At 43.7% G+C, this 23,960-nt stretch carries 25 protein-coding genes; 21 read left to right on the plus strand and 4 right to left on the minus strand.

The genetic code is table 11. The features are described 5' to 3' along the window. Positions 1–73: 73 nt before the first annotated feature. The 18 genes from CXM95_RS02040 to CXM95_RS02130 all read left to right on the plus strand — a co-directional run bounded on the left by CXM95_RS02040 (position 74) and on the right by CXM95_RS02130 (position 17,231). A complete protein-coding gene (locus CXM95_RS02040) occupies positions 74–1,219 on the plus strand; it encodes an acetylornithine transaminase (RefSeq protein WP_016611436.1) in 1,146 nt (381 codons plus the stop codon). A gap of 146 nt (positions 1,220–1,365) precedes the next feature. Next, positions 1,366–2,388 carry an N-acetyl-gamma-glutamyl-phosphate reductase gene (gene argC, locus CXM95_RS02045; protein ID WP_101698788.1) on the plus strand — a complete coding sequence of 341 codons (1,023 nt, stop codon included), beginning with the start codon at positions 1,366–1,368 and terminating at the stop codon, positions 2,386–2,388. 78 nt (positions 2,389–2,466) lie between these two features. Next, on the plus strand, positions 2,467–3,657 hold the full coding sequence (gene argJ, locus CXM95_RS02050) for a bifunctional glutamate N-acetyltransferase/amino-acid acetyltransferase ArgJ (protein ID WP_101698789.1): 1,191 nt from the start codon (positions 2,467–2,469) through the stop codon (positions 3,655–3,657). Between the two features lie 35 nt (positions 3,658–3,692). After that, the gene (gene argB, locus CXM95_RS02055; protein WP_005232286.1) at positions 3,693–4,454 is read left to right on the plus strand and encodes an acetylglutamate kinase; all 762 of its coding nucleotides are present in this window, start codon (positions 3,693–3,695) and stop codon (positions 4,452–4,454) included. A gap of 175 nt (positions 4,455–4,629) precedes the next feature. Continuing rightward, positions 4,630–5,451 carry a VOC family protein gene (locus CXM95_RS02060; RefSeq protein ID WP_008376185.1) on the plus strand — a complete coding sequence of 274 codons (822 nt, stop codon included), beginning with the start codon at positions 4,630–4,632 and terminating at the stop codon, positions 5,449–5,451. A gap of 411 nt (positions 5,452–5,862) precedes the next feature. Beyond that, entirely contained in the window at positions 5,863–6,777 is a 915-nt protein-coding gene (locus tag CXM95_RS02065) for an ABC transporter permease (RefSeq protein WP_005232278.1), read from the plus strand. A gap of 22 nt (positions 6,778–6,799) precedes the next feature. Continuing rightward, positions 6,800–7,693: a carbohydrate ABC transporter permease gene (locus CXM95_RS02070; RefSeq protein ID WP_005232275.1), complete on the plus strand. Its 894-nt coding sequence runs from the start codon at positions 6,800–6,802 to the stop codon at positions 7,691–7,693. Positions 7,694–7,755: 62 nt separating this feature from the next. Next, positions 7,756–9,387: an extracellular solute-binding protein gene (locus tag CXM95_RS02075; protein WP_086299026.1), complete on the plus strand. Its 1,632-nt coding sequence runs from the start codon at positions 7,756–7,758 to the stop codon at positions 9,385–9,387. Between the two features lie 37 nt (positions 9,388–9,424). Further along, a complete protein-coding gene (locus CXM95_RS02080) occupies positions 9,425–10,126 on the plus strand; it encodes a DUF624 domain-containing protein (protein WP_101698790.1) in 702 nt (233 codons plus the stop codon). A 119-nt stretch (positions 10,127–10,245) separates the two neighbouring features. Further along, positions 10,246–11,262: a serine hydrolase domain-containing protein gene (locus CXM95_RS02085; protein ID WP_101698791.1), complete on the plus strand. Its 1,017-nt coding sequence runs from the start codon at positions 10,246–10,248 to the stop codon at positions 11,260–11,262. A 45-nt stretch (positions 11,263–11,307) separates the two neighbouring features. Beyond that, positions 11,308–12,261 carry a mannose-6-phosphate isomerase, class I gene (gene manA, locus CXM95_RS02090; RefSeq protein WP_199559942.1) on the plus strand — a complete coding sequence of 318 codons (954 nt, stop codon included), beginning with the start codon at positions 11,308–11,310 and terminating at the stop codon, positions 12,259–12,261. 199 nt (positions 12,262–12,460) lie between these two features. Next, a complete protein-coding gene (locus CXM95_RS02095) occupies positions 12,461–13,600 on the plus strand; it encodes a cysteine desulfurase family protein (RefSeq protein ID WP_101698793.1) in 1,140 nt (379 codons plus the stop codon). A 68-nt stretch (positions 13,601–13,668) separates the two neighbouring features. After that, complete coding sequence (locus CXM95_RS02100; protein WP_005232263.1) at positions 13,669–14,010, plus strand: DUF1831 domain-containing protein; 342 nt, start codon at positions 13,669–13,671, stop codon at positions 14,008–14,010. Between the two features lie 177 nt (positions 14,011–14,187). Beyond that, positions 14,188–15,033: an aldo/keto reductase gene (locus tag CXM95_RS02105; protein ID WP_086299030.1), complete on the plus strand. Its 846-nt coding sequence runs from the start codon at positions 14,188–14,190 to the stop codon at positions 15,031–15,033. Between the two features lie 42 nt (positions 15,034–15,075). After that, complete coding sequence (locus CXM95_RS02110; protein ID WP_086299031.1) at positions 15,076–15,681, plus strand: metallophosphoesterase; 606 nt, start codon at positions 15,076–15,078, stop codon at positions 15,679–15,681. Between the two features lie 205 nt (positions 15,682–15,886). Continuing rightward, the gene (amaP, locus tag CXM95_RS02120) at positions 15,887–16,450 is read left to right on the plus strand and encodes an alkaline shock response membrane anchor protein AmaP (RefSeq protein ID WP_005232260.1); all 564 of its coding nucleotides are present in this window, start codon (positions 15,887–15,889) and stop codon (positions 16,448–16,450) included. Positions 16,451–16,461: 11 nt separating this feature from the next. Continuing rightward, on the plus strand, positions 16,462–16,656 hold the full coding sequence (locus CXM95_RS02125; protein ID WP_005232259.1) for a DUF2273 domain-containing protein: 195 nt from the start codon (positions 16,462–16,464) through the stop codon (positions 16,654–16,656). 56 nt (positions 16,657–16,712) lie between these two features. Continuing rightward, positions 16,713–17,231, plus strand: a complete 519-nt coding sequence (locus tag CXM95_RS02130; protein ID WP_086299032.1) for an Asp23/Gls24 family envelope stress response protein — start codon at positions 16,713–16,715, stop codon at positions 17,229–17,231. 86 nt (positions 17,232–17,317) lie between these two features. On the opposite strand, the gene CXM95_RS02135 is transcribed toward CXM95_RS02130, so the two are convergent. Next, on the minus strand, positions 17,318–18,031 hold the full coding sequence (locus tag CXM95_RS02135) for a C39 family peptidase (protein ID WP_101698794.1): 714 nt from the start codon (positions 18,029–18,031) through the stop codon (positions 17,318–17,320). A 368-nt stretch (positions 18,032–18,399) separates the two neighbouring features. On the opposite strand from CXM95_RS02135, the gene mnmA reads away from it, so the two are divergent. Next, a complete protein-coding gene (mnmA, locus tag CXM95_RS02140) occupies positions 18,400–19,518 on the plus strand; it encodes a tRNA 2-thiouridine(34) synthase MnmA (protein WP_026008140.1) in 1,119 nt (372 codons plus the stop codon). Between the two features lie 198 nt (positions 19,519–19,716). Here mnmA and CXM95_RS02145 read toward each other — a convergent pair whose 3' ends face one another. The 3 genes from CXM95_RS02145 to CXM95_RS02155 all read right to left on the minus strand — a co-directional run bounded on the left by CXM95_RS02145 (position 19,717) and on the right by CXM95_RS02155 (position 22,879). After that, on the minus strand, positions 19,717–21,012 hold the full coding sequence (locus CXM95_RS02145; protein ID WP_086298954.1) for an ISL3 family transposase: 1,296 nt from the start codon (positions 21,010–21,012) through the stop codon (positions 19,717–19,719). Between the two features lie 152 nt (positions 21,013–21,164). Further along, the gene (locus CXM95_RS02150; RefSeq protein WP_101698795.1) at positions 21,165–22,121 is read right to left on the minus strand and encodes a 1-phosphofructokinase family hexose kinase; all 957 of its coding nucleotides are present in this window, start codon (positions 22,119–22,121) and stop codon (positions 21,165–21,167) included. Then, entirely contained in the window at positions 22,118–22,879 is a 762-nt protein-coding gene (locus CXM95_RS02155; RefSeq protein ID WP_008376158.1) for a DeoR/GlpR family DNA-binding transcription regulator, read from the minus strand. Before CXM95_RS02155 ends, CXM95_RS02150 begins: the two co-directional genes overlap by 4 nt. A 281-nt stretch (positions 22,880–23,160) precedes the next feature. On the opposite strand from CXM95_RS02155, the gene CXM95_RS02160 reads away from it, so the two are divergent. After that, positions 23,161–23,622: a PTS sugar transporter subunit IIA gene (locus tag CXM95_RS02160; protein ID WP_008376156.1), complete on the plus strand. Its 462-nt coding sequence runs from the start codon at positions 23,161–23,163 to the stop codon at positions 23,620–23,622. Between the two features lie 20 nt (positions 23,623–23,642). Beyond that, complete coding sequence (locus tag CXM95_RS02165; RefSeq protein WP_086372571.1) at positions 23,643–23,942, plus strand: PTS sugar transporter subunit IIB; 300 nt, start codon at positions 23,643–23,645, stop codon at positions 23,940–23,942. Positions 23,943–23,960 lie beyond the last annotated feature (18 nt).

Raw genomic sequence — 23,960 nt, forward strand, 5'->3', positions numbered from 1 at the left:
TTATTGCAATTATCTAGATGAAAATGTATATTAATACATAATTTCGAATGATCCAAGACAAGGAGTGAAACCAATGAGTCATCTTTTTCCTAATTACAGCCGTTTGCCCATCGATATCCAGCAAGGCAGCGGGAGCTATGTCGTAGATTCGCAAGGGAACCAATATTTAGATTTAACGAGCGGTATCGGGGTTGTCAATCTCGGTTATGGACATCCCAAAGTGCAAGCCGCTTTGATGACCCAAGCAGAGCAGATTTGGCATGTGCCGAATTTATATGACAGCCAACTACAAGAAGAAGTTGCCCAAAAGCTGACCCAAAACCAAAAGAACGTATCAGACGAGCCGTATCTGGCCTATTTTTGTAATAGCGGCGCTGAGGCGAACGAAGCAGCTTTAAAGCTGGCTCGCAAAGCGACTGGCCGTAGCAAAGTCATCAGTTTTGAACAATCTTTCCACGGTCGGACCTTTGGCGCGATGTCTTTGACTGGGCAAAGCAGTATTCACGATGGGTTTGGTCCGCTGGTACCAGAGATGGTTTATGTACCGTTTAATGACCTTGAGGCATTGCAAGCCGTTTTAGATGAGCAGACGGCAGCCGTGTTTTTAGAATTGATCCAAGGCGAAGGCGGCGTGATCCCTGCCGAGGTGGCGTGGGTCCAAGGGGTGGCAGCCCTTTGTCAGGAGCAGGGAGCACTGCTGGTGGTGGATGAGATCCAAACCGGGATGGGACGGACAGGAACACTGTTTGCTTTTGAAGGATATGGCATTGAACCTGATCTTTTTACCGTAGCAAAAGGGCTTGGTAACGGGATCCCTGTCGGTGCAATGCTAGGCAAAAGTCATTTGCAAACGGCTTTTGGACCCGGTAGTCACGGTTCGACCTTTGGTGGCAATAAATTAGCGATGGCCGCTGCTAGTGCCGTATGCAGTGTGTTGCAAGAAGAGGACATTCAAGTCAATGTTCAATTGCGCCAGCAGCAGTTTTTCGACGGATTGCAAGGATTATCTAAAGTGCAGGCGATTCGTGGGAAAGGATTGATGATCGGTATCGAATTAGCAGATTCGGAAAGCTTGCAATCCGTGTTGACCCAACTGCGGAACCAAGGCCTCCTCGCATTAAAGGCGGGAACCAAGGTTTTGCGCTTGCTGCCACCCTTAACGATCTCGCAAGAGGAAACGAAAGCAGCCTTGGCGATTTTACAAGCGATCTTAGCATAATTGTATAAAAATAGATTTTTCGGGCATTTTTTCTTATAAAAACCGAGTAACAGTGAATTTATTTTGAATAGTTTTATAAATAATCATTGACAGAGCAATGGGAGTTTCTTATAATCTTAAGTAAATTCTTTTGAGGAGTGACGTGTTTGAAGGCAGCAATCGTTGGTGTAACAGGGTATACCGGAATTGAATTGATTCGTTTGATCCAGCAACATCCCCAATTGGAGGTGGGCACCTTGCATAGTCATTCTATGCATGAAAATTCATCAGTTTTGTATCCTCATCTAGTTGGGCTGACAGAGAAGCTGATCGAACCTTTTGATGCAGAAAAAATCCAAAAGGAAAATCAACTCGTGTTTTTTGCGACTCCTGCTGGAATCAGCAAAGAACTCGCAGCGACTTTTGTCGCAAATGACTTTCCAGTGATTGACCTTTCTGGTGATCTGCGATTGAAGGATCGGGATAGCTATCAAAAATGGTATCACCAAGAAGCTGCCCCTGCCGAGTTGTTGGCACACGCGACCTATTCGCTGCCTGAGTTTGCAACGACTCCTGGCAATTTGATCGCCAATCCAGGCTGTTATGCGACTGCTGCCATTTTAGTGGCTGCGCCGTTGGTTCAGCAAAAACTATTCAGCGGCACGTTGATTTTTGATGGCAAGTCGGGCTTATCGGGTGCTGGTAAGAAATTGACCGACAGCAGTCACTTTGCAACCGCTGCGGATAACATGACGATGTATAAGCCAAATCAGCATCAGCATATTCCCGAGATCATGCAACAGTTTCAACAATGGGATCAGGCAATGCCGCCGATCCAATTTTCTACCAGCTTACTGCCTGTCAAAAGAGGGATCTTTATGACGCTTTATGCGCCTCTCAAAGACACGATTTCGCAAGAGGACATCTATGAGCAGTACGTAAAAACATATCAAGACCATCCGTTTGTCCGAGTCCAACCGTTAGGAAAGCTGCCCGAGCTACGGCAAGTGACGGGAACGAATTTTTGTGACATTGGCCTATGTTTCAATCCGCTGACCCAAGTGTTGACCGTTGTCGCAGTGATCGATAATTTAGGCAAAGGGGCTGCTGGCCAAGCAATCCAAAACTTCAATCGATGGGCAGGGATACCAGAAACGACCGGTCTTATGCAAGCTCCGTTATACCCATAAAATAGCCAACAGACACGTGAGAATACTCGTGTCAGCCAGTGGACAATCCGCAAAAAGGTGGCAGTAGGAGGAAAGAAAATGAAAGAAATCGAAGGAACGATCGCAACCCCAAAAGGTTTTTTTGCCGACGGTCTGCATTGCGGTCTGAAGAAAGAGAAAGTCGATCTTGGTTGGATCGTCTCTGAAGTGCCAGCCAGTGCTGCGGCAGTCTTTACCACCAATCAAGTACAAGCGGCACCCATTCTCGTTACAAAGGAAAAAATGCAAGCAGGCACCTTGCAAGGCGTGATCGTCAATGCGGGCAATGCCAATGCTTGTACCGGGGAGCAAGGTTTAAAAGATGCACAAGAGATGGCAGAATTGGCAGCAGACCAGCTGCATACGAGTCCCGAAGCCTTTGCGGTAGCCTCCACCGGAATCATTGGCAAGAGCTTACCGATGGAAAAAATCACTGCAGGGATTCAGCAACTAAACAGGCAAGGGGATGCCCACCAATTCCAAAGAGCGATTTTGACGACGGATCTGACTGAAAAAAGCAGTGTCATCCAATCAACAATCGCTGACAAAACGGTGACTGTTGCGGGCTGTGCCAAAGGGTCTGGTATGATCCATCCCAATATGGCCACGATGCTGGCCTTTGTTACGACAGATGCGGGGATCGCTCCAGCACTCTTGCAAGCACTGCTGAAAGAATTAACCGACGTTACTTTCAATCAAATCACGGTCGATGGCGATACATCTACCAATGATATGGTGTTAGTTTTAGCCAACGGGTTAGCCAAAAATCCAACGATCGAAGCCGATACGCCAGCTTATCATGAGTTTAAAGGGATGCTTAAAGCAGTTCTGACCGCCTTAGCCAAAGCAATTGCGAAGGACGGAGAAGGCGCCAGCAAATTGATCGAAGCTCACACGAGTGGAGCTGTGACCGATGAAGCAGCCCGCATGATCAGCAAAACCATCGTCGGTTCGCCGCTGGTCAAAACAGCCCTCTTTGGCAAAGACCCAAACTGGGGGCGTATCTTATGTGCAGTGGGTTATAGTGGGCAACCCATCGATCCAGCAACGGTATCGATCGCATTAGCCGACATTCCCGTCTTTGTCCAAGGGACGCCGGTAGCTTTTGACGAAACCATCATGCAAGAACAGTTGGCGGAAAATGAAGTCAAAGTCGCTGTTGAGCTGAAAGAAGGGGCAGGTGTTGGCACCGCTTGGGGCTGTGATCTGACGTATGACTATGTGAAAATCAACGCACTATATCATACCTGAAACAAATCAGGTACTAGACAAAAAGGAGCGAGTAGATGGAAACGATCGTAGTAAAAATCGGCGGTGTCGCCTCAGAAAATTTAACCCCGTCATTCTTTGAGACGATAGCAGATTGGCAAGCTGCGGGCAAAAAAGTGGTCATCGTCCATGGCGGTGGTCACTACATCTCAGAAATGATGGAGAAAATGGCGTTGACAGTCAAAATCAAAGACGGCTTGCGGGTGACCGATCCCCAGACGCTTGAAGTGACTAGAATGGTCCTTTTGGGACAAGTTCAACCGCTGATTACGACTGCTTTCCAGCAAGCTGGCTTCCATGCCGTGGGACTGAATGCTGGCTGTGATCAGCTGATCCAAGGAGAAGTTATCGATGAGGAGAAATTAGGGCAAGTAGGGAAAGTTCAGCGAATCAACGCCGCCTTCTTGCAGCTCTTGACAGAGAAAAAACATGTCCCGATCTTGGCCCCACTAGGAATTACGCCAGAGGGGCAATGGTTGAACATCAACGCGGATGAAGTGGCTTGTCAGGTCGCAGCCAGCTTACAAGCCGAAAAACTGTATTTGTTGACGGATGTCCCTGGGATCAAGCAAGAAAGTAAGTGGTTATCCGCTGTTTCTTTTGAAGAGATCCCCCGCTTGATCACCGAAGAAGTAGTCACGGGCGGCATGCTGCCAAAACTAAAAAGTGCTCAGAAAGCCTTAAAAGCAGGGGTAGCTGCCGTTTGTATCACCGATCGGATCGATCGTTTAGGAACCCAGATCCTCGCGGCAAGTCCAGCAGCAGCTGGCTGTAGTTGAAGCCATTAGCGACACCCAAGCGCCTCCTCTCTACTCATAAAAATGCAAAATTCTGACTTTTCTGTGCGTTTCTTCTTATTTTCTCTAAAAAAAGAATAAAAGAGATAGGGATTTCATTTGCTAGAATTTCGTTTTATCAGTACAATGAGTACATATGTAAGTAGGGGGAGAAACAATGACAGATTTCTTATTGGGGAGCAGTACGAAGTTGCTGACTGTTGCAATTCGGGTAAAAGACCGCGATCAAGCGATTGCCTTTTATCGCGATGTACTTGGCTTTGAGCTGAAAAGAGAAGAAAATGAGTTGGCCATCTTTGGTCTAAAAGGATTAGATAGAGAAGTTTTATGGTTGGAAGAAAGCCCGCGTGCCAACGACCATTTCGGTGAGATCAAAAAGATGCAGCGCATCGTTTTAGCCGTATCCTCGCTAGAAGAAGCGGCAACTATCGCGAGCAATGCCCAACAAAAAGCGATTGCTTTCGAAGAAGCTCGTTATGAAGCGAATCAATTAGGCTTCCTGATAGCTGATCCAGAAGGAAACAAAATCGAAGTCTTATTTACAGCACCCGCAGGAACTGTGGTACCAAAAGACGAAGCAGAATTGATCAAAGCGGCACCTGCAAAAGCGGCTGGCTTATCAAAAGAGGCTCATTTTGGCAAGCTGTATTTAAACGTCAGTGATTTAGCCAAAGAGCAGCTTTTCTTAGAAGAAAGCTTAGGATTGAAAACAAAAGAAGCCGAAACAAAGGAATTTATCCTCAATGATGGTGACTTCCAAGTTGGCTTGACTGAAGCACAAGGTGGTACGATCGACTTACCGAGCCACGAGGTGCTTGGCTTAGACTTCTTGAAAATCTCCATCAGTCAAGAAGATATCGATACATTGGAAAAACACTTGTCTGAGAAGAACCAAGAGTTTTTCATCGACAAAAAACGGCAATTGTTGACGACCTACGATGCGATCGGTATCGAATGGTGGTTTATCGTTAAAAAATAAAGTGTTTTGAAAGAAAAAGCAGAGAGGACTATTCTCTGCTTTTTCTTTTTTTTTGTCAAAAAAAGAAACTTTTGTTTTTATTTCGCACGAAAGAGTGCAAAAACCTGTTACATCGATTCGAAGACCAATCATTGAAAAAACGGTAGTTTATCTGCATTAGTAGAACAGGTCCAATCTATTTTGAATTTCTTATTTAGTTATTTAATATTTGAAACGCTTGTCTTAAAACTTAATATAATAGCCATTATGATTCAAAAATCGCAAACATTATATTGAATTGTGGTTATTCTTAATTTATAATAAAAAAGAATCGAGATTCGATGGCTCTGGACGCAGAGGTTATTTGTTGTTATTAATGTATGCGGTTTCTTATGGTGTTGAGCAGTAACGGGAAGACAAGGAGTAGATGTGATGGAAAAAAAGTGGATACACCGATATTTTGCTCAGTGGGATCTGCAGATGATGGTACTGCCGGCGATCTTACTGGTAGGCATTTTTAGCTATATCCCAATGTACGGGATTTTGATGGCATTTCAACAGTACAATATTTTTGAAGGTATGACAGGCAGTCCATGGATCGGCTTTGATAATTTTCGGCGCTTTTTTAGTGAACCACGTTTTTGGGAAATTTTACGGAATACCATTATGATCAGTGTGCTAAAGATTGCTATTTGTTTTCCAGCACCGATTTTGCTGGCGTTGATGCTTAACGAGGTCAAGAACGTTGCATTCAAACGTGTGGTGCAGACGATTACTTATCTCCCACACTTTTTATCATGGGTGATCGTGGCGGGGTTTACGATGTCGATTTTATCGATGGATAACGGTAGCTTAAATATTGCTTTGGAGAGTTTAAACCTGATCGATGAACCAATCAACTTTTTATCGATCCCTCGCTATTTCTGGACGATCATCGTTACGACAAATCTTTGGAAATCGATTGGCTTTGGCTCGATCGTCTATATGGCAGCCATTGCTGGGATCGATCCGCAACTGTACGAAGCAGCATCACTAGATGGCGCAACGAAATTTCAGCAAGTCTTTTTGATCACTCTGCCTTCGATCGTTCCAATCATTACGATTTTTCTCATTTTGGAGATCGGCAACTTATTGAATGCGGGCTTTGAAGATTTGCTTTTACTGGGGAGCAATCCAGCTCTTAGAAATGTGGCGGATGTCATTGATACCTATGTGTATCGGGTAGGGATCAGCAACTCTCAATATTCATACGCAACAGCTGTTGGTTTGTTCAAAGCAGTCATTAGTGTCACTCTTTTGAGCGGAGCAAACTTTTTCGCACGCAAAGTGGGTCACAGCTTATGGTGATCAGCAGAGGAGGAAATGAACAATGAAGAAAAATTGGGGCGACCAAGCGATGATGATTTTTATCTACCTTTTCTTGATAACGCTTGCATTCTTGACATTTTATCCCTTCTGGAATTCACTGGTGATTTCCTTTAATTCTGGACGTGACACGGTGACCGGTGGGATCACGTTTTGGCCAAGAGAATTTACGTTGGAAAACTATCAGATCGTCTTTCAAGATCAGCGCTTGATGAATGCCTTTTTCATCAGTGTTTTACGGACAGTGATCGGGACGTTTTCATCGATCATGCTGACAGCGATGGCAGCATATGGAATGTCAAAAAGAGAACTGATAGGGCGAAAATTTATTACGATTTTTTTCATCCTCACGATGTTCTTCAGCGGCGGCTTGATTCCAACTTTTTTAGTGGTACGTTCACTTGGACTGATGGATTCTTTTTGGGTAATGATCATTCCTGGTCTGATCAGTGTTTGGAATATGATCATCTTCCGTACGTTCTTTCAGCAACTGCCGAAAGGATTGGAAGATTCAGCGAAAATTGATGGTTGTGGTTATTGGGGCACGTTTTTCCGAATCATTTTGCCGTTATCAGGTCCAGTCATTGCCACTTTGTCGCTATTTACCGCCGTTGGGCATTGGAATGATTGGTTTATGCCAAGCATCTACATTACTTCAGATCATCTGATTCCCTTGCAGACCTTTTTGCAACGAGTCTTGAATTCGAACACGGTGAGTTCGCAAATGAGTCAAATCGATTCTGGCTCAGCAGCACGTTTGGCGGAAATGACTGGTGTCACAGGAAAATCCTTGTCGATGGCGATCATGATGGTGGCGACTTTGCCGATCGTAATGGTTTATCCGTTTGTCCAAAAGTATTTTGTAAAAGGTGTATTGATTGGTTCGTTGAAAGATTAGCAGAGCAGGTGGCCCCTATTGATAGAAGGGGAGAGCAGTAAGAGTTGAAAGGGGATAAAAGAATGAAAGCAAAGGTATTAAAAGGCGTGCTGTCAGTGACTGCGATGAGTCTCTTACTGGCTGCTTGCGGCAGTGAGTCAGGGACAAAAGAAAGTGATGGGGCGGCAGCGAATGACCGTGACAGTTCGGAGGTCTTTGAATTAGGTAGTGAACCGTTGGAGATCACGATGTTTGGTAATTATGATTGGTACACGATGGATCGCTGGGGAGATGATCCTGCAACTGCTGCTATCAAAGAACTGACCAATGTGGATATCCGGGCGATCGACGGCGGCGGGAATGCGGCACAGCGGCTAAGTACAATGATCGCTGGCGATGATCTACCTGATTTTATTTGGCTTGATCGAGGGTCGGATGTGGAACGGCTGCGAGAAGCGGGTGCCTTAGTGCCATTTGATGATTACTTGGATAAGTATCCAAACTTGAAAGAATGGGCGGGAGAAGACATCCTGAACATGCTTCGTTCAGAAGACGGCAAACTTTATCAGTTTCCCAACTGGTATAGCTCGGAGCCTTTCGGGAATGCCGGTTATGTCGTCAATAAAGAGATCCATGATGCTTTAGGTGCGCCAGAATTGAAAACAACAGAGGATCTTTATGAGTATTTGAAAGAAGTTCAAACAGAGTTTCCTGATGTCATTCCATTTGAAACAGATGTCAGCGGACAAGGGATCAATGTCTTATACTCCGCCTTTGCAGAAGGGCGTTCACCAGCAGATATCCGCATTCGCGCTGTTCCTGAAGGCGACGTATTGACCTCGATCTTTGCCAATGAAAACTACGTAGAATCGATTGAATATGCGTCAAGACTGTACCGTGAGCGCTTGATGACCCAAGATACCTTGACCCAAGATGCAGATATGGTGGCAGAAAAAGTAACCAGTGGTCGTGTAGCTGTCTATGCGGCTGCCAGCCCGTCCAACCATGCTCGCGATGCCCATTACATCTTGCAAGAACAAAATCCAGATGCGGGGTATTTCTATATCGAGCCGATTGCAAAACCAGGACTAGATCCTGACAATATTTTCCCAGGTTCCTATGAAATGCTAGGGTGGAATGTCAGTGTCATTACTAGAAATGCAGAAGACCCAGAAAAAGTCTTTGCCTTCTTAGACTGGTTGACAGGACCGTTGGGCCAATCGATCTTGATGTTTGGTCCAGAAGGCCAGTATTGGGATGGCTTTGACGAAGAAGGCTATACGCAATTTACGGATGCCTATGCAGAAGACAGTGCAGGCGTTTCAGAGATTGAGCAAGCAACATCAAGTTTCCAATGGAACGGCAACTCCGCCTTTTTAGACAATACCAAAACAAAATTTGAGTTAAATCTTCCAGAAGATCAAATGAACTGGGCAACGAAATGGCAGCATGCCATCACTTGGGACACGCAAAAAGACGACACGGAATTTGCGGCGATCAACCCGATGCCAGACTCACCAGAAGGAATTATTCAGCAACGGATCAACGATATTTTTGAAGAAGCCAATGCTTCAGCGATCTTTGCTGACAGCGATGAAGAAGTGCGTGCCATCTTTGCTGAGGCGGAAGCCCAAGCACAAGCAGCGGGCTATCAAGAGTTGCTGGATTATCAAACAGAGAAATGGCAGCAAAATCTACAAAACTTAGCCCGCTAGAGGGTAAATCAGCTGATTAGAGAAAGGAGGCGGACTGATGGGAAATGAACGATGGTATCGTTGGTATGGTGCCAGTCAAGCGATAGCTAGTATGTTGCTTTTGAATGGCTACTGGTTACTGTTCAATCTGCCCGTTCTATTGCTAGCTTTGGGGCTGATTTTCCCCAGCTCTCCTCGTCAGTTTCTTTTCTCTTTGGTTGGTTTGATCATTAGTTTTCCTAGCATTCTTTTGCCAGCGATCTTTGCTTTATTTGGGGTCATGCGGCGCTGGTTGTACTATCAAGAACCACGACAGGCCATCGGAGGGACCTTTTGGCGGCTCTATCGGGAAAATTATCGGCGCAGTTTTGCCGCAGGCCTCTTTTTCGGTAGTCTCGCTTTGCTGCTGTTAGGCTCTTATCGCCAAATCGATTCCTTTCAGCTGCCCTTATTGGCTGTCGGTTATTTGTTTTTAAGTATCATTCTACTCGTGTGGTTGCTGTATTTTATCTGCGACAGTGTGCATTTGGCGGCACCCATGCGGCTCGCCTTGATCAAAAGCTTTTTCATCATCTTTTGGGCACCGTTGCAGACACTGATGTTGCTAGGGCTGTTGAGTGGCCTCGCTTTACTGCTCATCTTGATCCATCCCTTACTCGCGGGATTGATCGTAGGGGGACTAGGTAGCCAATGTGCGTGTTACAGTTATTTGAGAATCATCCAAAAGGCGCAAGCAAAAGCTGCACCAGCTGACGAGTAATCTATGTAACACTGATTAGAAAAAAATCTGAAAACTATCCTTAATGGGTAGTTTTTTTCATTGGCGAAAAGTGCTAAAGTTAGAAGCAAGACAAGCCTGAAAGGAGCGAGTATGGAGCGATGACAATGTACCCAAAAACAGTACAGCTCATTCAAGAAAAAATGCCGACCGTTTTCCCAGGAGTGGTGCTGCGTTTTATCGCCGGTGAAACCCAAGAGACACAGGTATTCGGACAGGCAGCGCTTCTTCCGAAAACCGAACCCATGACGAAAGATCATTTGTTTGATTTAGCCTCATTGACGAAAGTCATTTGTACAACCACCGTCCTGTTAAAATTGTGGGATCAAGGGAAAATCGAGATGGAGGCACCGCTTACTCGTTGGTTGCCAGCGTTTAAAGACGATCGGGTAACGATCAAGCACTTGCTGACGCATACGGCAGCCATCAACACGTGGATTCCTCATCGAGACCAGTTGGATGCTGCTGCCTTGCGCAAGGCGTATTTGCAGCTTGAAAGCAGTGATACGATCGGTCAAACGGTCAGCTATACGGATACTGGGACGATTTTGCTGGGCTTTTTATTGGAGGAGCTGTATCAAAAACCAGTGACCGAGATTTTTCAAGAAGAAGTCTTGACGCCTTTAGGCATGAAGAACAGCGGCTTTCCGCCTTTTCCTCCTTCACAGCTGCCATTGATCGTGCCTACCCAGCAGCAGCCAGACGGCAGTATCCTTAGAGGAATCACCCATGACCCAAAAGCACGAGTGCTGGGAAACCATGCCGGCAACGCCGGGTTGTTTTCTACCGTGGATGATTTGACGCTGTTCGTTCAACTGTTATTGGCAAATGGTCAGCAGCAAGGGGCGCCGTTTTTCTCAGAAAAAGTGATGCAGGCGCTGGCTCAGAGGCAGACGCCTGAAAGCACAAAGCCCCGCACCTATGGCTGGGACTTATTGGGTGCGCCGTACCAATTATTTCATACAGGCTATACAGGCACGTTTCTCGCAGTAGATATCCCTAACAAAAAAGCGTTTATTTTCTTATCGAATCGGGTCCATCCAGTGGATCATCGAGAAAGCTACTTGGGTCATCGTGACGAAATCCTGCAATGTTACTTAAAAGAATCTGCCGAATAAGCGGATTCATGCTATAATATGCACGAACAACTAGAGAGGGGAACAATTATGGAACCATTGTTTATGAAACCTGTTTTTCAAGAAAAAATTTGGGGCGGCAGTCGCCTGCATTCTGTTTTTGGTTTTGATTTACCGAGTGACAAGATCGGTGAAGATTGGGCGATCAGTGCGCATCCTCATGGGGTGAGCGTCATTGAAAATGGTCCGTTTAAAGGCAAAACATTGGCGGATCTTTGGCAAGACCATCAAGAACTGTTTGGACATTCAGACGAACCAGTCTTTCCATTATTAATTAAAATTCTAGACGCGGAAGATGATCTATCCGTTCAGGTCCATCCTGATAACACGTATGGGCTAGCCCATGAAGGGGAATTAGGGAAAACGGAATGCTGGTACATTATTGATGCCGAACCAGGTGCGGAAATCATTTATGGCCACCACGCACAAACCAAAGAAGAACTTGCGGAAATGATCGAAGCGGGTCGTTGGGATGATTTGTTAACAAAAGTCCCTGTGAAAAAAGGCGATTTCTTCTACGTGCCAAGTGGAACGATCCATGCCATTGGGAAAGGGATCATGATCTTAGAAACCCAACAAAGCTCGGATACGACTTATCGGGTGTACGACTATGATCGTACTGATGATCAAGGACAAACACGGGAGCTGCATATCCAACAATCAATCGATGTGACGACGATTCCTGCACGGACGCCAGAATTATCGATCCGTGAAGTCAAACAAGGACAATCAGCAGTCGTTACCTATCTTGAAACGCCATTTTTCAATGTGTATGAATGGGAAGTACGTGGGAAATTATCTTTGGCACAAAAGGCCGATTATACCTTGATGACCGTGATTGATGGGTATGGGCAGTTGATGATCGACGGTCATTCCTATGAACTAAAAATGGGCACGAGCTGCATTTTGCCAAACCCGATCAAGAAATGGGAATTGGTTGGTGAATTGACTGTCATTGCCTCTGAACCTGGAAAAAAATAAAACGATCAGTAAGTGACGTGATTCGCACAAGCAAAACAGCACACGTTCCTGATTTTTCGTAAGGCTGAACGCGTTCAGCTGCCTGTCATCATTGGCGATTGTTCCGCTTTTGACTGACAGGTTTTTTCGTATGGACACTCACGATAGACGTCTGAGGAAGATTTGTTATAATGGCAGTAATGAAGGATAGGTGAAAAGAATGGTTTACTTAGATCATGCAGCAACGACACCGCTGCACCCAGAAGTGATCAAAGTGATGAGTGAGACGATGCAGACATTTTTTGGCAATCCATCAAGCATTCATCATTATGGTCGAGATGCCCACACCCAATTAGAATTGGCTCGTCAAGCGATCGCTCAGCAGCTAGGGGTCAAGGAACATGAGATCATTTTTAACAGTGGAGGTACCGAAAGTGATAATACAGCGATCATCGGTACAGCCCTTAGCAAACAAGCACAAGGCAAACATATCATTACGACCCAGATCGAACATCCGGCGGTCATTGAGAGTATGCGCTATTTAGAAGGCTTAGGCTTTGAGGTGACCTATTTGCCCGTAGATCAAAAGGGGCAATTGGCCGTCAGTGAAGTTGAGGCTGCCTTACGTCCCGATACGATTTTAGTATCCATAATGACGGCAAACAATGAAACGGGCAATTTGTTGCCGATTGCAGAAATTGGCGCCCTTTTACGGGAGCATCCCGCCGTTTTTCATACCGATGCCGTGCAAGCTTATGGCAAGATCCCGCTTGAAATCAATGAAAATAGCATTGATCTCTTAAGCATTTCCGCTCACAAAATCAATGGACCAAAAGGGATCGGTTTTTTGTATAAACGAGAAGGCTTGTCGCTACCTTCGCTACTCCATGGTGGCGAACAAGAAGAAAAACGGCGAGCAGGAACGGAAAACTTGGCAGCCATCACGGGGATGGCCAAAGCAGCTTCTTTGCATACCCCCGAAGCACAGCAAGCAGCGGCGGAACAATATCAACTGTTTGCCGATGTGCTGATGGAGACCTTAGCAGCACAAGGCGTCGATGTTCAGTTGAATGGTGATCCAGCACACAAATTGCCCCATATTTTGAATCTGCGTTTCCCAGGGGTCAGCAGTGACTTGTTACTGATGAAATTGGACTTAAAAGGAGCCGCTATCTCGACAGGCAGCGCTTGTACGGCGGGCAATGTTGAACCCTCCCATGTGCTAGAAGCGATGGTAGGCAAAGAGCATCCAGCTATCCGTGAATCGGTCAGAGTCAGCTTTGGCTATGGCAACACATTGGCGGAAATCGAAGCATTTGCTCAGCTATTAGCAGAAACTGTCTTAGCAACGAAAAAGTAGGAGAACAGCTAGCAATCTCGCTGAAAACTATTTATAATGAAAGAAATGATGTTAAAGAGGTGAAGAACATGGCATTTGAAACAACAGCAACCGTTTTAGGCGCAGCAACCCAATACCGCATTGCTCCTGAAGCAAAAAAATATACGTTGCGGGACAATGGCTTTACAGAAACGAACGGCGGCAACTTCCAATTGATTCGTGGCCTTGAAGCAACACCCCAAAGCAAAGAAGGCTTTAAATTAAAAATCACTGTTGCAAAAGATCTGCAAACCTTCAAGATGTCGATCACGACAGCCAATGGATTAAAAGCAGTCAATATTTTCAAAGATGAACAGCACAAAATGCTGCAAGAAAAATTTTACTTTTTAATGGATGGTTTTATCAGCCGCGGGTTGTTTGTCAAAGCGTAAGCTTTTGTCAAAAGCAGCTATACCGTTCAAAGGGCAAGAAGTGTGTCACTCCGCCAAGCAGGCAAGGGATTGATACACTTCTTTTGTATCTTTGCCGGTTTCTTTTTATACTAAAGAAAACAAACCTAAGCCGTTCTCAGAAAGTGGATACGTTGAGACGAGAAAGAAGGAATCCAGATGAAACGAACCTTAAACAAGCAATCCGTGTTAGCCGTTGGAATGGGGACTTGGCATATGGGGGATGACCCTGCTAAGGAAAAAGCCGAGATCGATGCGCTGCAAGCGGGCATCAAAGCCGGAGCGGCTGTCATCGATACCGCAGAAATGTACGGCGAGGGAAACGCAGAAACGCTAGTTGGCAAGGCGATCCAGCCCTTTACACGAGGGGATCTTTATTTGATTTCAAAAGTTTATCCCTGGAATGCCTCCGCAGATGAATTGCCGAAAGCTTTAGACCGTAGCTTAGCGCGTTTAGGCACCGACTATCTTGATCTGTATCTGCTCCACTGGCGAGGAGATGTGCCGTTAGCAGAAACAGTTGACGCACTAGAAGCTGCCAAAGCCTCTGGAAAGATTCGTGCATGGGGCGTCTCTAATTTTGACGTGGCAGATATGGAGGAGCTGTTGCGGTTAGAAAACGGCGATCAATGTGCCGCCAACCAAGTACTCTATAATTTAGGTGCCCGGGGGATCGAATACGATCTTTTGCCTTGGCAGGCAGAGGCTGAGATTCCGGTGATTGCCTACTCACCAATTGCTCAAGGCGATCGGCTAGGGCACCACTTCAAAAATGATGAAGTGTTGAAAGAGCTGGCAGAAGCCAAAGGCTGCACGATTTTTCAGCTGCTTTTGGCATGGACCCTTCGACAACCCCACGTCTTAGCGATCCCCCAAACCAGTGACTCGCTGCATATGCTGCAGAACATTGAAGCTACCAAAATCGTTTTTTCCAAAAGCGAATTGGCGACAATCGATGCACGCTTTCCGGAGCCAACGAAAAAGCAGCCGTTAGCGATGATTTAAAGACGCAGATCACAGAAAAAAGCAGTAAAGTAAGGAGCGACTATGAAATTTTTTACGTCTGATACCCACTATTTTCATGTAGCCTTGCTCGGGGACAATGACTTCGCCCCACGCCCCTTTGAGACAGTGACGCAAATGCATGAAACGATGATCGCTAGCTGGAATGAGGTGGTTGCGGATAAAGATGTCGTTTATCATTTAGGGGATGTCGCGATGCACCCTGCTTATGAAGCAGGTTTTCCAGAAATTGCTGCGCTGTTAGCACAGCTGCAGGGCAAAATCGTTTTTATCAAAGGCAATCATGATACCCGGGCTTTCTTTGCGTACTTGCGCAAGCATGATCCTGGTTGTTTGGGAGCCCAAAAGTATGCGTTTGAAGATGTTGGTGTTTTGCTGAAGTTTGCTCATCAGCAATTTATACTGACCCATTATCCTATGCTGCTGGGGATCACCAAAAACAGCCGCAATCTGCATGGGCATATCCATCATCACAGTGTGCCAATCGCTGAGAATCTCAACGTAGGAGTCGATGCGCCGGAATTGGCGTTTCTGCCGCAGCCGCGTCCCTTCGGTCGACCAGTTTCCGAAAATGAACTGGCGGTGCTGTATCATGCAAAACAACAAGAACTTGCCAAGCTAGCTCGTTAACAGATAACAAGAAAAGCAAGCATCCAAACAGATTCGGGTGGCTTGCTTTTTTTGTGATGACTTTGACAGCAAGCTTTGATTAAGGAAATTTTTTTGATAAAAATAAACTTTATATGTAAAAAATAATCGATTCCAAGAGTTATTATTTGATGGATATTTAAGAAATGTGTATGCTTTAAGTAGAAAGCAGTAAAGGAGGTTGCCAATGCGTAAGATTTCTAAAGTGATTTTTATCATCGGATTACTTTTACTCTTACTTGTCTTTTATTTTGGGATCATCGCCAATCAGCAAGCGGCTTCATTGCCTGTTTACTTGATTCCTTTGGATGAATATCCTTGGGTCGGATCTTCCATGAGTATGCTGCTCTTTTGGTTATCTGTTGGCTTTGCTATTTTTACAGTGATCGCACTCTTTGTCGTTTTGTTTTATCCAAAACGCTCAGACCGCTTGATCATTCCCCATAAGACAGGCGATTTAGTGATTCAGAAGAAGGCGTTAGAGCATTTTGTGCTCGAGCGGGTGAAACAAGCAGATTTCATCCATCAGCCATCGGTAAAAATCAAAATCGTCAAGAATAAAGTAGCGGTAAAAATCGATGGAGAAATGAAACAAACAGCAGCCATCCCGCAAAAACAAGAAGCTTTGGTTGGTGAGATCAGCAGCAGTCTGCAGCAGCTTTTCGGTATCGAAAGCAATATCCAAACGGAAGTTGTTTTAAAAGATACGCAAGAAACGCCAGCAGCCCATGACCAACCGCGTGTAGTTTAGGAGGAACAGGTATGAGTGAATGGTTCTACCACTATAAGATCCCGCTTATCTTTGCAGGTTTCGGTTTGATCCTAGCGATCCTGTTTCTAACGATCGGCTTTTTGAAAACCATACTGCTGGTGCTATTTACGGCACTAGGTACGTATCTGGGATTTTATCTCAAAGAAGTCGGATTCTTTGAACAATTTCAAAGACCGCGCCGTTAACTTTGGTAACATTATTAGTTTAATTTATATCAAGATTATAGTAGGAGGAATGTACGATGGAAAACCAAACAAAACCAACAGCAGGTGTTAAAGGAGAATTAACTTACGAAGATAAAGTGATTCAAAAAATCGTAGGCATTGCATTAGAATCTGTAGACGGACTCTTAACAGTCGATGGCGGTTTCTTCTCAAATATTGCAGGTAAATTAGTCAACACCGATGATGTGACTTCAGGGATCAACGTTGAAGTTGGGAAAAAACAAGTGGCAGTCGATCTTGATATCGTTGCAGAATATGGCAGCGACATGACCACGATCTACGACCAAATCAAAGAGGTTGTTTCAACACAAGTCAACAAAATGACGAATTTAGAAGTCATCGAAGTAAACGTGAATGTAGCAGATGTCAAAACACGTGAACAATTCGAAAAAGACTCTGAAACAGTTCAAGACAAAGTAAGCAGTGCGGCAGAAACAACTGGCGACTTTGCGTCAAAACAAACACGTAAAGCCAAAGGTGCCTTCAACCGGACAACGACGCGTATTCAAGAAAACAACGAACCACGCGTTCAATAATAGCAAGATAAGCAAAAGACTAGCTGCGGCTAGTCTTTTTTTGTCCCACAAAAGGTGTATTTTTGCAGCTTCAGCCGATCAGAACATCAAAGCCAAAAGCTCCAATAATGGATTCCTTCTGCTTGAAAGACATCGTTAGGATAGCTTTTCTCATAATGGGCTTTTTCGGGGGAATCATTAGGATCGAATACTTGAATCGTTCCTTCTTTGTTCAAAGCCAATACCATAATATGTCCGGATGTCGTAAAGGTTCCTGATTGAACCGAGACCACAACGGGGATGCCTTGTGTCATTTTCTCATAGGCAGCCTCAAATGAATCCCCTAAATCGGCAAATTGGTAACCAAAAGCTTCGGCAAACTGAGGAAAGATTTGCCAACTCGTTCCTTGTTTGGGAAGATAAAATTGATCGCCAGCCCACTCCAATAGTTTGTCAGGATTCGGCGGACGATCCGTCCAAAAAGAATCGATCATGGCTAAAGAAGCAATAGCGCACCCGTTTGCCGCAAACGTATTTTGCTCTTCTCCATATCCATACGTGTTATTGCCCCAGCGTTGATCGGTTTGTACAATCAACGGCAGTTGCTGCGTATCTGCCATCGCTTGTTGAAGAGCTTGATTGGCTTGGCGAGTGAACTGTTTTGAGACAAGCGCTGTCTGATCAAACGCAGCATCCCTGACCTGATCAATCACGTAATGAATGACAAAAACACCACCGATGAGAAAAAGCAGCAGTGCAAGGCTCTTTTCTTTCTTCCCATCGTTTCTCCTCGTTTTCGATATCCTTGTGTGCAATCGCATGAAATGCCCCTCCTCGTAAAGTAATATCTAAGAGAAGTATAGTCTTTTTCTAATAAGAGCATTTCTGCATTTCCTGAAGAATTTCATACGATTTTATGACAACCACCATTTGAAAAGTAAGTTGTTGCTGTTTGGACAGCTGTCGATGACAGACACAAAAGCAGCGCTTCCTCTATTTGGCTGAGTGGGTGGAGTAACGAACAGCAACTTCTCTCCAGATGTCTTTTCTAAAAAAGGAATTTTTAAGAAAAGACAGCAAACAGTGAAGTTTTTTGTGTTTTGTTGTATAATGCAAATTACTGAAAAGTTGCGACCTTCAAATCGTAGATGATTTCAGAATCTATAATTGAAATGATGGTGAAACGATCATGTCTAACGAAAACACCCGTGTGGTGGTTGGAATGAGTGGCGGGGTAGACTCGTCAGTAACAGCACTTTTGCTGAAAGAACAAGGGTATGATGTTGTTGGGATCTTTATGAAAAATTGGGATGATACCGATGAAAACGGTGTTTGTACCGCAACAGAAGACTACAAAGACGTAGCCAAAGTGGCTGCGCAAATCGGGATTCCTTATTATTCAGTGAATTTCGAAAAAGAATATTGGGACCGTGTATTTGAATATTTTCTTGCAGAATACCGTGCCGGACGGACGCCAAATCCAGATGTCATGTGTAACAAGGAAATCAAGTTCAAAGCCTTTTTGGATTATGCGATGGATCTTGGTGCCGACTATGTAGCAACTGGCCATTATGCGCAAGTGACCGTTGATGAAAACGGCGTAACTCATATGTTGCGAGGCGTGGATAACAACAAAGATCAAACGTATTTCTTAAGCCAATTGTCACAAGAACAATTGAGCAAAACCATGTTCCCACTAGGCGGCATGGAAAAATCAGAAGTACGAGCGATCGCTGAACGGGCAGGTCTAGCAACAGCCAAGAAAAAAGATTCCACGGGTGTCTGCTTTATCGGAGAAAAGAATTTCAAACAATTTTTGAGTAATTACTTGCCAGCGAAAAAAGGCAATATGGTTACATTAGATGGCGAAGTCAAAGGACAACACGATGGCTTGATGTACTACACCATCGGACAACGTCAAGGCTTAGGCATTGGCGGCGGCGGTGCCACTCAAGAACCATGGTTTGTCGTAGGAAAAGACTTAGCGACCAACACTTTGTATGTGGGACAAGGATTCCATCACCCCGCTTTGTATGCAGATCGCTTGGAAGCAAGCCAAATCCACTTTACTACAGAACAAGACCGCGGCACGGAATTTTCATGCACAGCAAAATTCCGCTACCGTCAACAAGATGTACCGGTAACCGTGCGTCTATTAGATGGAGATCGAGCAGAAGTGATTTTTGACGAACCAGTACGCGCCATCACTCCGGGACAAGCAGTCGTTTTTTATGACGGCATGGAATGCTTGGGCGGCGGTTTGATCGATGCAGCCTACAAAGAAGCCAAAGAATTACAATATGTTTAACACCTAACAAAATCAGCCCTAGCTAAGAACACTGAACCAATCAGTTGCACTTAGCTAGGGCTTTCTTTATTTGTACCAACGAATGTTTTGCGTAATCAAGAGAACCAAAAAAATAGGGCTCTTTGTCAATAAGGACTGATGAGTTGTGCAAAATCAAATCTGGGTCAGAATGAACCGCATTCTGGCTCAGATTTTTTGTTATCTTACATTGATTAATTGATTGATCAAAAAGATTCTAATTCTCATGTTCTCGAATGATTTAAATCCGTAGGATACTCGTTTCATTGTCTTTATGTGGGTATTCTTCGCTTCTATTTTTCCATTGGAATAAGGATAGATCATTGCGTTGGTGATGCCTTCTTCATAGGTCAGAAGGTTTTGAAGCTTCTCCCGAAAGCCGTCATCTAACGTTTCGGGAAGTTCTGCCAATATGCAGAAAAATAAGTCAGGGTCTTTGTCTCGAAAGGCTTCAACTAATTCATGAAAAAAGGGATACGCCTCCTTCAGGGGCGTAGAAAACTCAAGCAATCGATCAATCATCATTGCTTCAGTAAGAAATGGGTATTTTGGTGCTCGGAAACTTTTCCATGTTTTGTATTCATAATGGTTGATGTTTGCACGATTTTTTAGCAAAAAGCGCCAGTTCTTTTTCAGTTTTTCTGCCTGGCTTTTCTGTCCTACTTTACGAAGTTCATTCATTTCACGGATACGCAACTCATTGAACGCTTGATTCATGTGTTTGACAATATGAAACCGATCAATCACTATTTTCGCATTTGGCAGAACACGTTTGGTGAGCTGGAAGTAGGCAGCGTTCATGTCTGTAACCAAGAATTCTACTTCTTCTGGATTGGTACAACCTAAGAAATAGCTTGTTAATCGAGGTAATTTACGCGTAGGCAAAACATCTATTAATTTTCCTGTTTCGCCATCTGCGCAAATAAAGCTCATTTTATCTTCTATGGAAGCATGCGAACGAAATTCATCAACCATCAATACTCTGGGGAGAATCTTCTTAGATTGCTTTGGTAAATAGCTTTTAAACTCTTTCAATGTACGAATAACGGTGGTCAAAGATACCTGACAGCTTTTCGCAATAAAAGATAAAGATACTTTTTCAGTCAGTAAAGAAGCAATTTTATATCTAACATGATTTGCGATTGAATGTCTGGGTTGGACAAAATAACTTTGAGCAGTCCAATGGGTTCGGCAGTTTTTACAGGTATAGCGCTGTTTTTTTAGGCGCATAACCAAAGGCATATGATTGTATTGTTCAAAACGGACAATCGTTTCCTTCTTCCCATTTTTCACTATAATTGCTTTCCCGTTTCCATCTACCACAGTAGAACCACAACTTCTACAAGCACGAGGAGCAGGCGAGAGAACAGCATCGACGACCAACGTCTTTTTCTTCTGAAGGGTCTCGTAAGAGACCTCTATAATCATCAAATCTTTCTCTATTATTCTCAGCATTTTTTTGATAGAATCATTCATATAGCATATCGTCCTCTCAGTTGTTTATTTTGTGGTGATTTAATCATACTAGAGAACGATATGTTTTTTAATACCTAAAATGAAAATGGGACTGAAGAATCAATTCTGATTCATCAGTCCCATAAATTATAGAGCCAAAAATAGGTAGCCGTTTATTCTTTGATCTTGAAAAGGTGGATCTTTTCGCTAAATGCAGCGACTTGTGCAGGATCGATCGTACCGTTTGTTTTCGAGAGCGCATTAGACATACCGCAAGCCATCGAATAGATCAATGCTTGTTCCATTGGAAACTGTTTATTCAATGCAACAGCCATACCACCAACGGTTGAATCACCACAACCAGTCGTATTAATGATGGCGATTTTAGGGATCTCGATCTTAAAAAAAGTCGACTGATGTTTAACGATTGCCCCATCGTCGCCTTGAGAAACCATGACGGTGTCGATCCCTTCGAAGAGAGAGCTCTCTAAGACAGAGAAAATGTCTTGCGATGAATGCAATTTTTGACCCATTAGTTCTTCTAATTCCTGTTGATTTGGTTTAATAAAATTCGGACGAGCATTCGTTTGAGTCAAACAATTTTTTAGTTGTTCCCCAGCTATATCCATGAGGATCGGGACTTGTTCACCTAATGATTGACGGATGAATTGAAGCAATTGATCGTGAAAATGCCCATTATCAGAATTTACTGATCCAGAAATACAGACGACCGTGATGGGGTGTTGTTTAATTATTGCTGCAAGGTGTTGGTAAAAAAGTTGTTCGTTTTCCTCCGACAGATAAAGTCCTTTTTCTACTAGCTCAGTATGGGTGTTACCGTCATGCATGATCGTGATCGCATTGCGAGAATTGCCGTTGATGGTGAGGAAATCCAATACATAACGTTCTTCAGCTAGTAAAGAATCAAGGATCGTTTTGCCTACAGGTCCACCTAAAATACCTGTCAATAAAACGGCTTCCCCAGATTGTGCGATGACTCTGCCAGCATTGATGCCTTTTCCTCCAATTGATGTATGTGGGTTATCTACCCGATTTACTTGATCCAATTTTAGCGAAGGAACAAGATAGTTGTAGTCCATGGAAGGGTTCATTGTGATGGTTAAAATCATTTTTGTTCCTCCTTGAGGATCTCTGTAAAGGAACGATAATAGTCAAAAGTAGTCTCAGAAAGTTTATCATCAGTGATCAAATAGTCGATATCTGAAAGCGAGTAGAAGGTATAAACGTCAGAGCGATTAAACTTGGAACTATCTGCAACGATGCATTTTTTGCGGGAATGTTTGAATGCGACTCGTTGAATCGAACCTTCAACAAGATTTGCAGTGGTAATATTATTTTCAAAAATCCCATTTGTAGCAGCAAAAGCGATATCGATATTTAAATTTTCAAAACTCTTCTCTGCTGTTTCCCCATAAAATTCTTCCGTCGTGCGGGAAAATTCTCCACCGGTCAATAAGACACGATAGTCTGTGTTGTAAATCAAATAATTAAAAGCAAGTAAACTATTTGTGATCACGAATAAGTTTGCTTTTTTTAGTTCAGGTAAAGCGTGGAGCATCGTAGTTCCCGCACCGATATAGATAGTATCGTTGTCTGATATGATACTGTTCATTACTTTTCCGATGAATTTCTTTTCGGCAACGTTCGTATCGATTTTTTCTTGAGTAGAAAGCTCGTGTTCGATTTTTTCGAGTTTTTGGGCGCCACCATAGATTTTTACCAATAAAGATTGATTCGCTAACTCTGTAATATCTCTACGAATGGTCATATCGGAAACGTCTAATGTTTTGGCTATTTCTGCAATGGATAAGTAATCGTGCTGATTCACTAGCGCTAGAATTTTTTCTTGCCGTTCTTTCTTTAACATAGTTTCACCTCTGGTTGATTAACGATTTTTTTAAGTTTCTTTTTTATCGATGTTCTTTATACATTAATTAATAGCATTTACTTTTGGAAAAAGCAAGGGAAAATGTTCATCTTTGTTAAAGTTTGATAGTTTCGTGTATTGGTGAAAGGAATCAGTTTGAAAAAAATACCAAAAGAAAGCGTTGACAAGAAAAATTAACTATTGTATATTTACATTGTAAAACATATTGTAACAAACTTTAACAATATTTATCATTTGAGTTGAACAAGGAGGAAGAATAGATGGGCTATACGAGCATGTTTGATGAAAGGCTAATTTTTCTCGATGTGGAAGGAGAGGAGTTGAAAGAACTATTTGAAGAAATAGCCAAACGATTACAGCAACAAGGTTTTGTGAATGAACAGTATGTAGAAGGATTACTAGCAAGAGAACAAGCTTTTCCAACTGGACTGATTACACAGTATTTGAATATTGGCTTGCCTCATTCAGAACCAGCGTATGTCGAAAAGCCTTTTATTGCGATCGTGCGTCTGAAAAACGAGGTGAAGATGAAGCAAATGGGCGACAGTCAAGAAATGCAGGTCAAGGATCTCTTTTTTCTAGGAATCAAAGAACCAAAAGAGCAAGTCGGCTTACTGCAATCGTTAATGGCATTATTTATGGATGAAGGATTTGTAAAGGCATTCATTGAAACACAAGAAGTGCAGGCAATTTATCAGCTAGTTACACAGTATACAAAATAAAATTTTGGGAGGAATTTAAGATGAAAAGAAGATTGGTCGTAGCATGTGGAAGTGGGGTTGCAACAAGTCAAACGATCGCAAGTAAAATTGCTGGAATGCTTGAAGATGACGGAATCGATTTCCCCGTTGAAGCAGTTGATTACAAGTCGATCCAAAATGAATTGCCGTCGACAGGAATTTATGTGTATGTTGCTCAGCCAGATGATGAAGTATTGGAAAAAGCCGCTGAGCTAGGTGTACACGTTTTTGCTGGGATTCCGTTTCTTACCGGTATGGGTATGGATACGATTTATGAAGAAATCAAAGAATTGATTGGCTAGTACAAAACATCCTATCAA

It is taken from the genome of Enterococcus sp. CR-Ec1 (assembly GCF_002850555.1).
Taxonomy (GTDB): domain Bacteria; phylum Bacillota; class Bacilli; order Lactobacillales; family Enterococcaceae; genus Enterococcus_D; species Enterococcus_D entomosocium.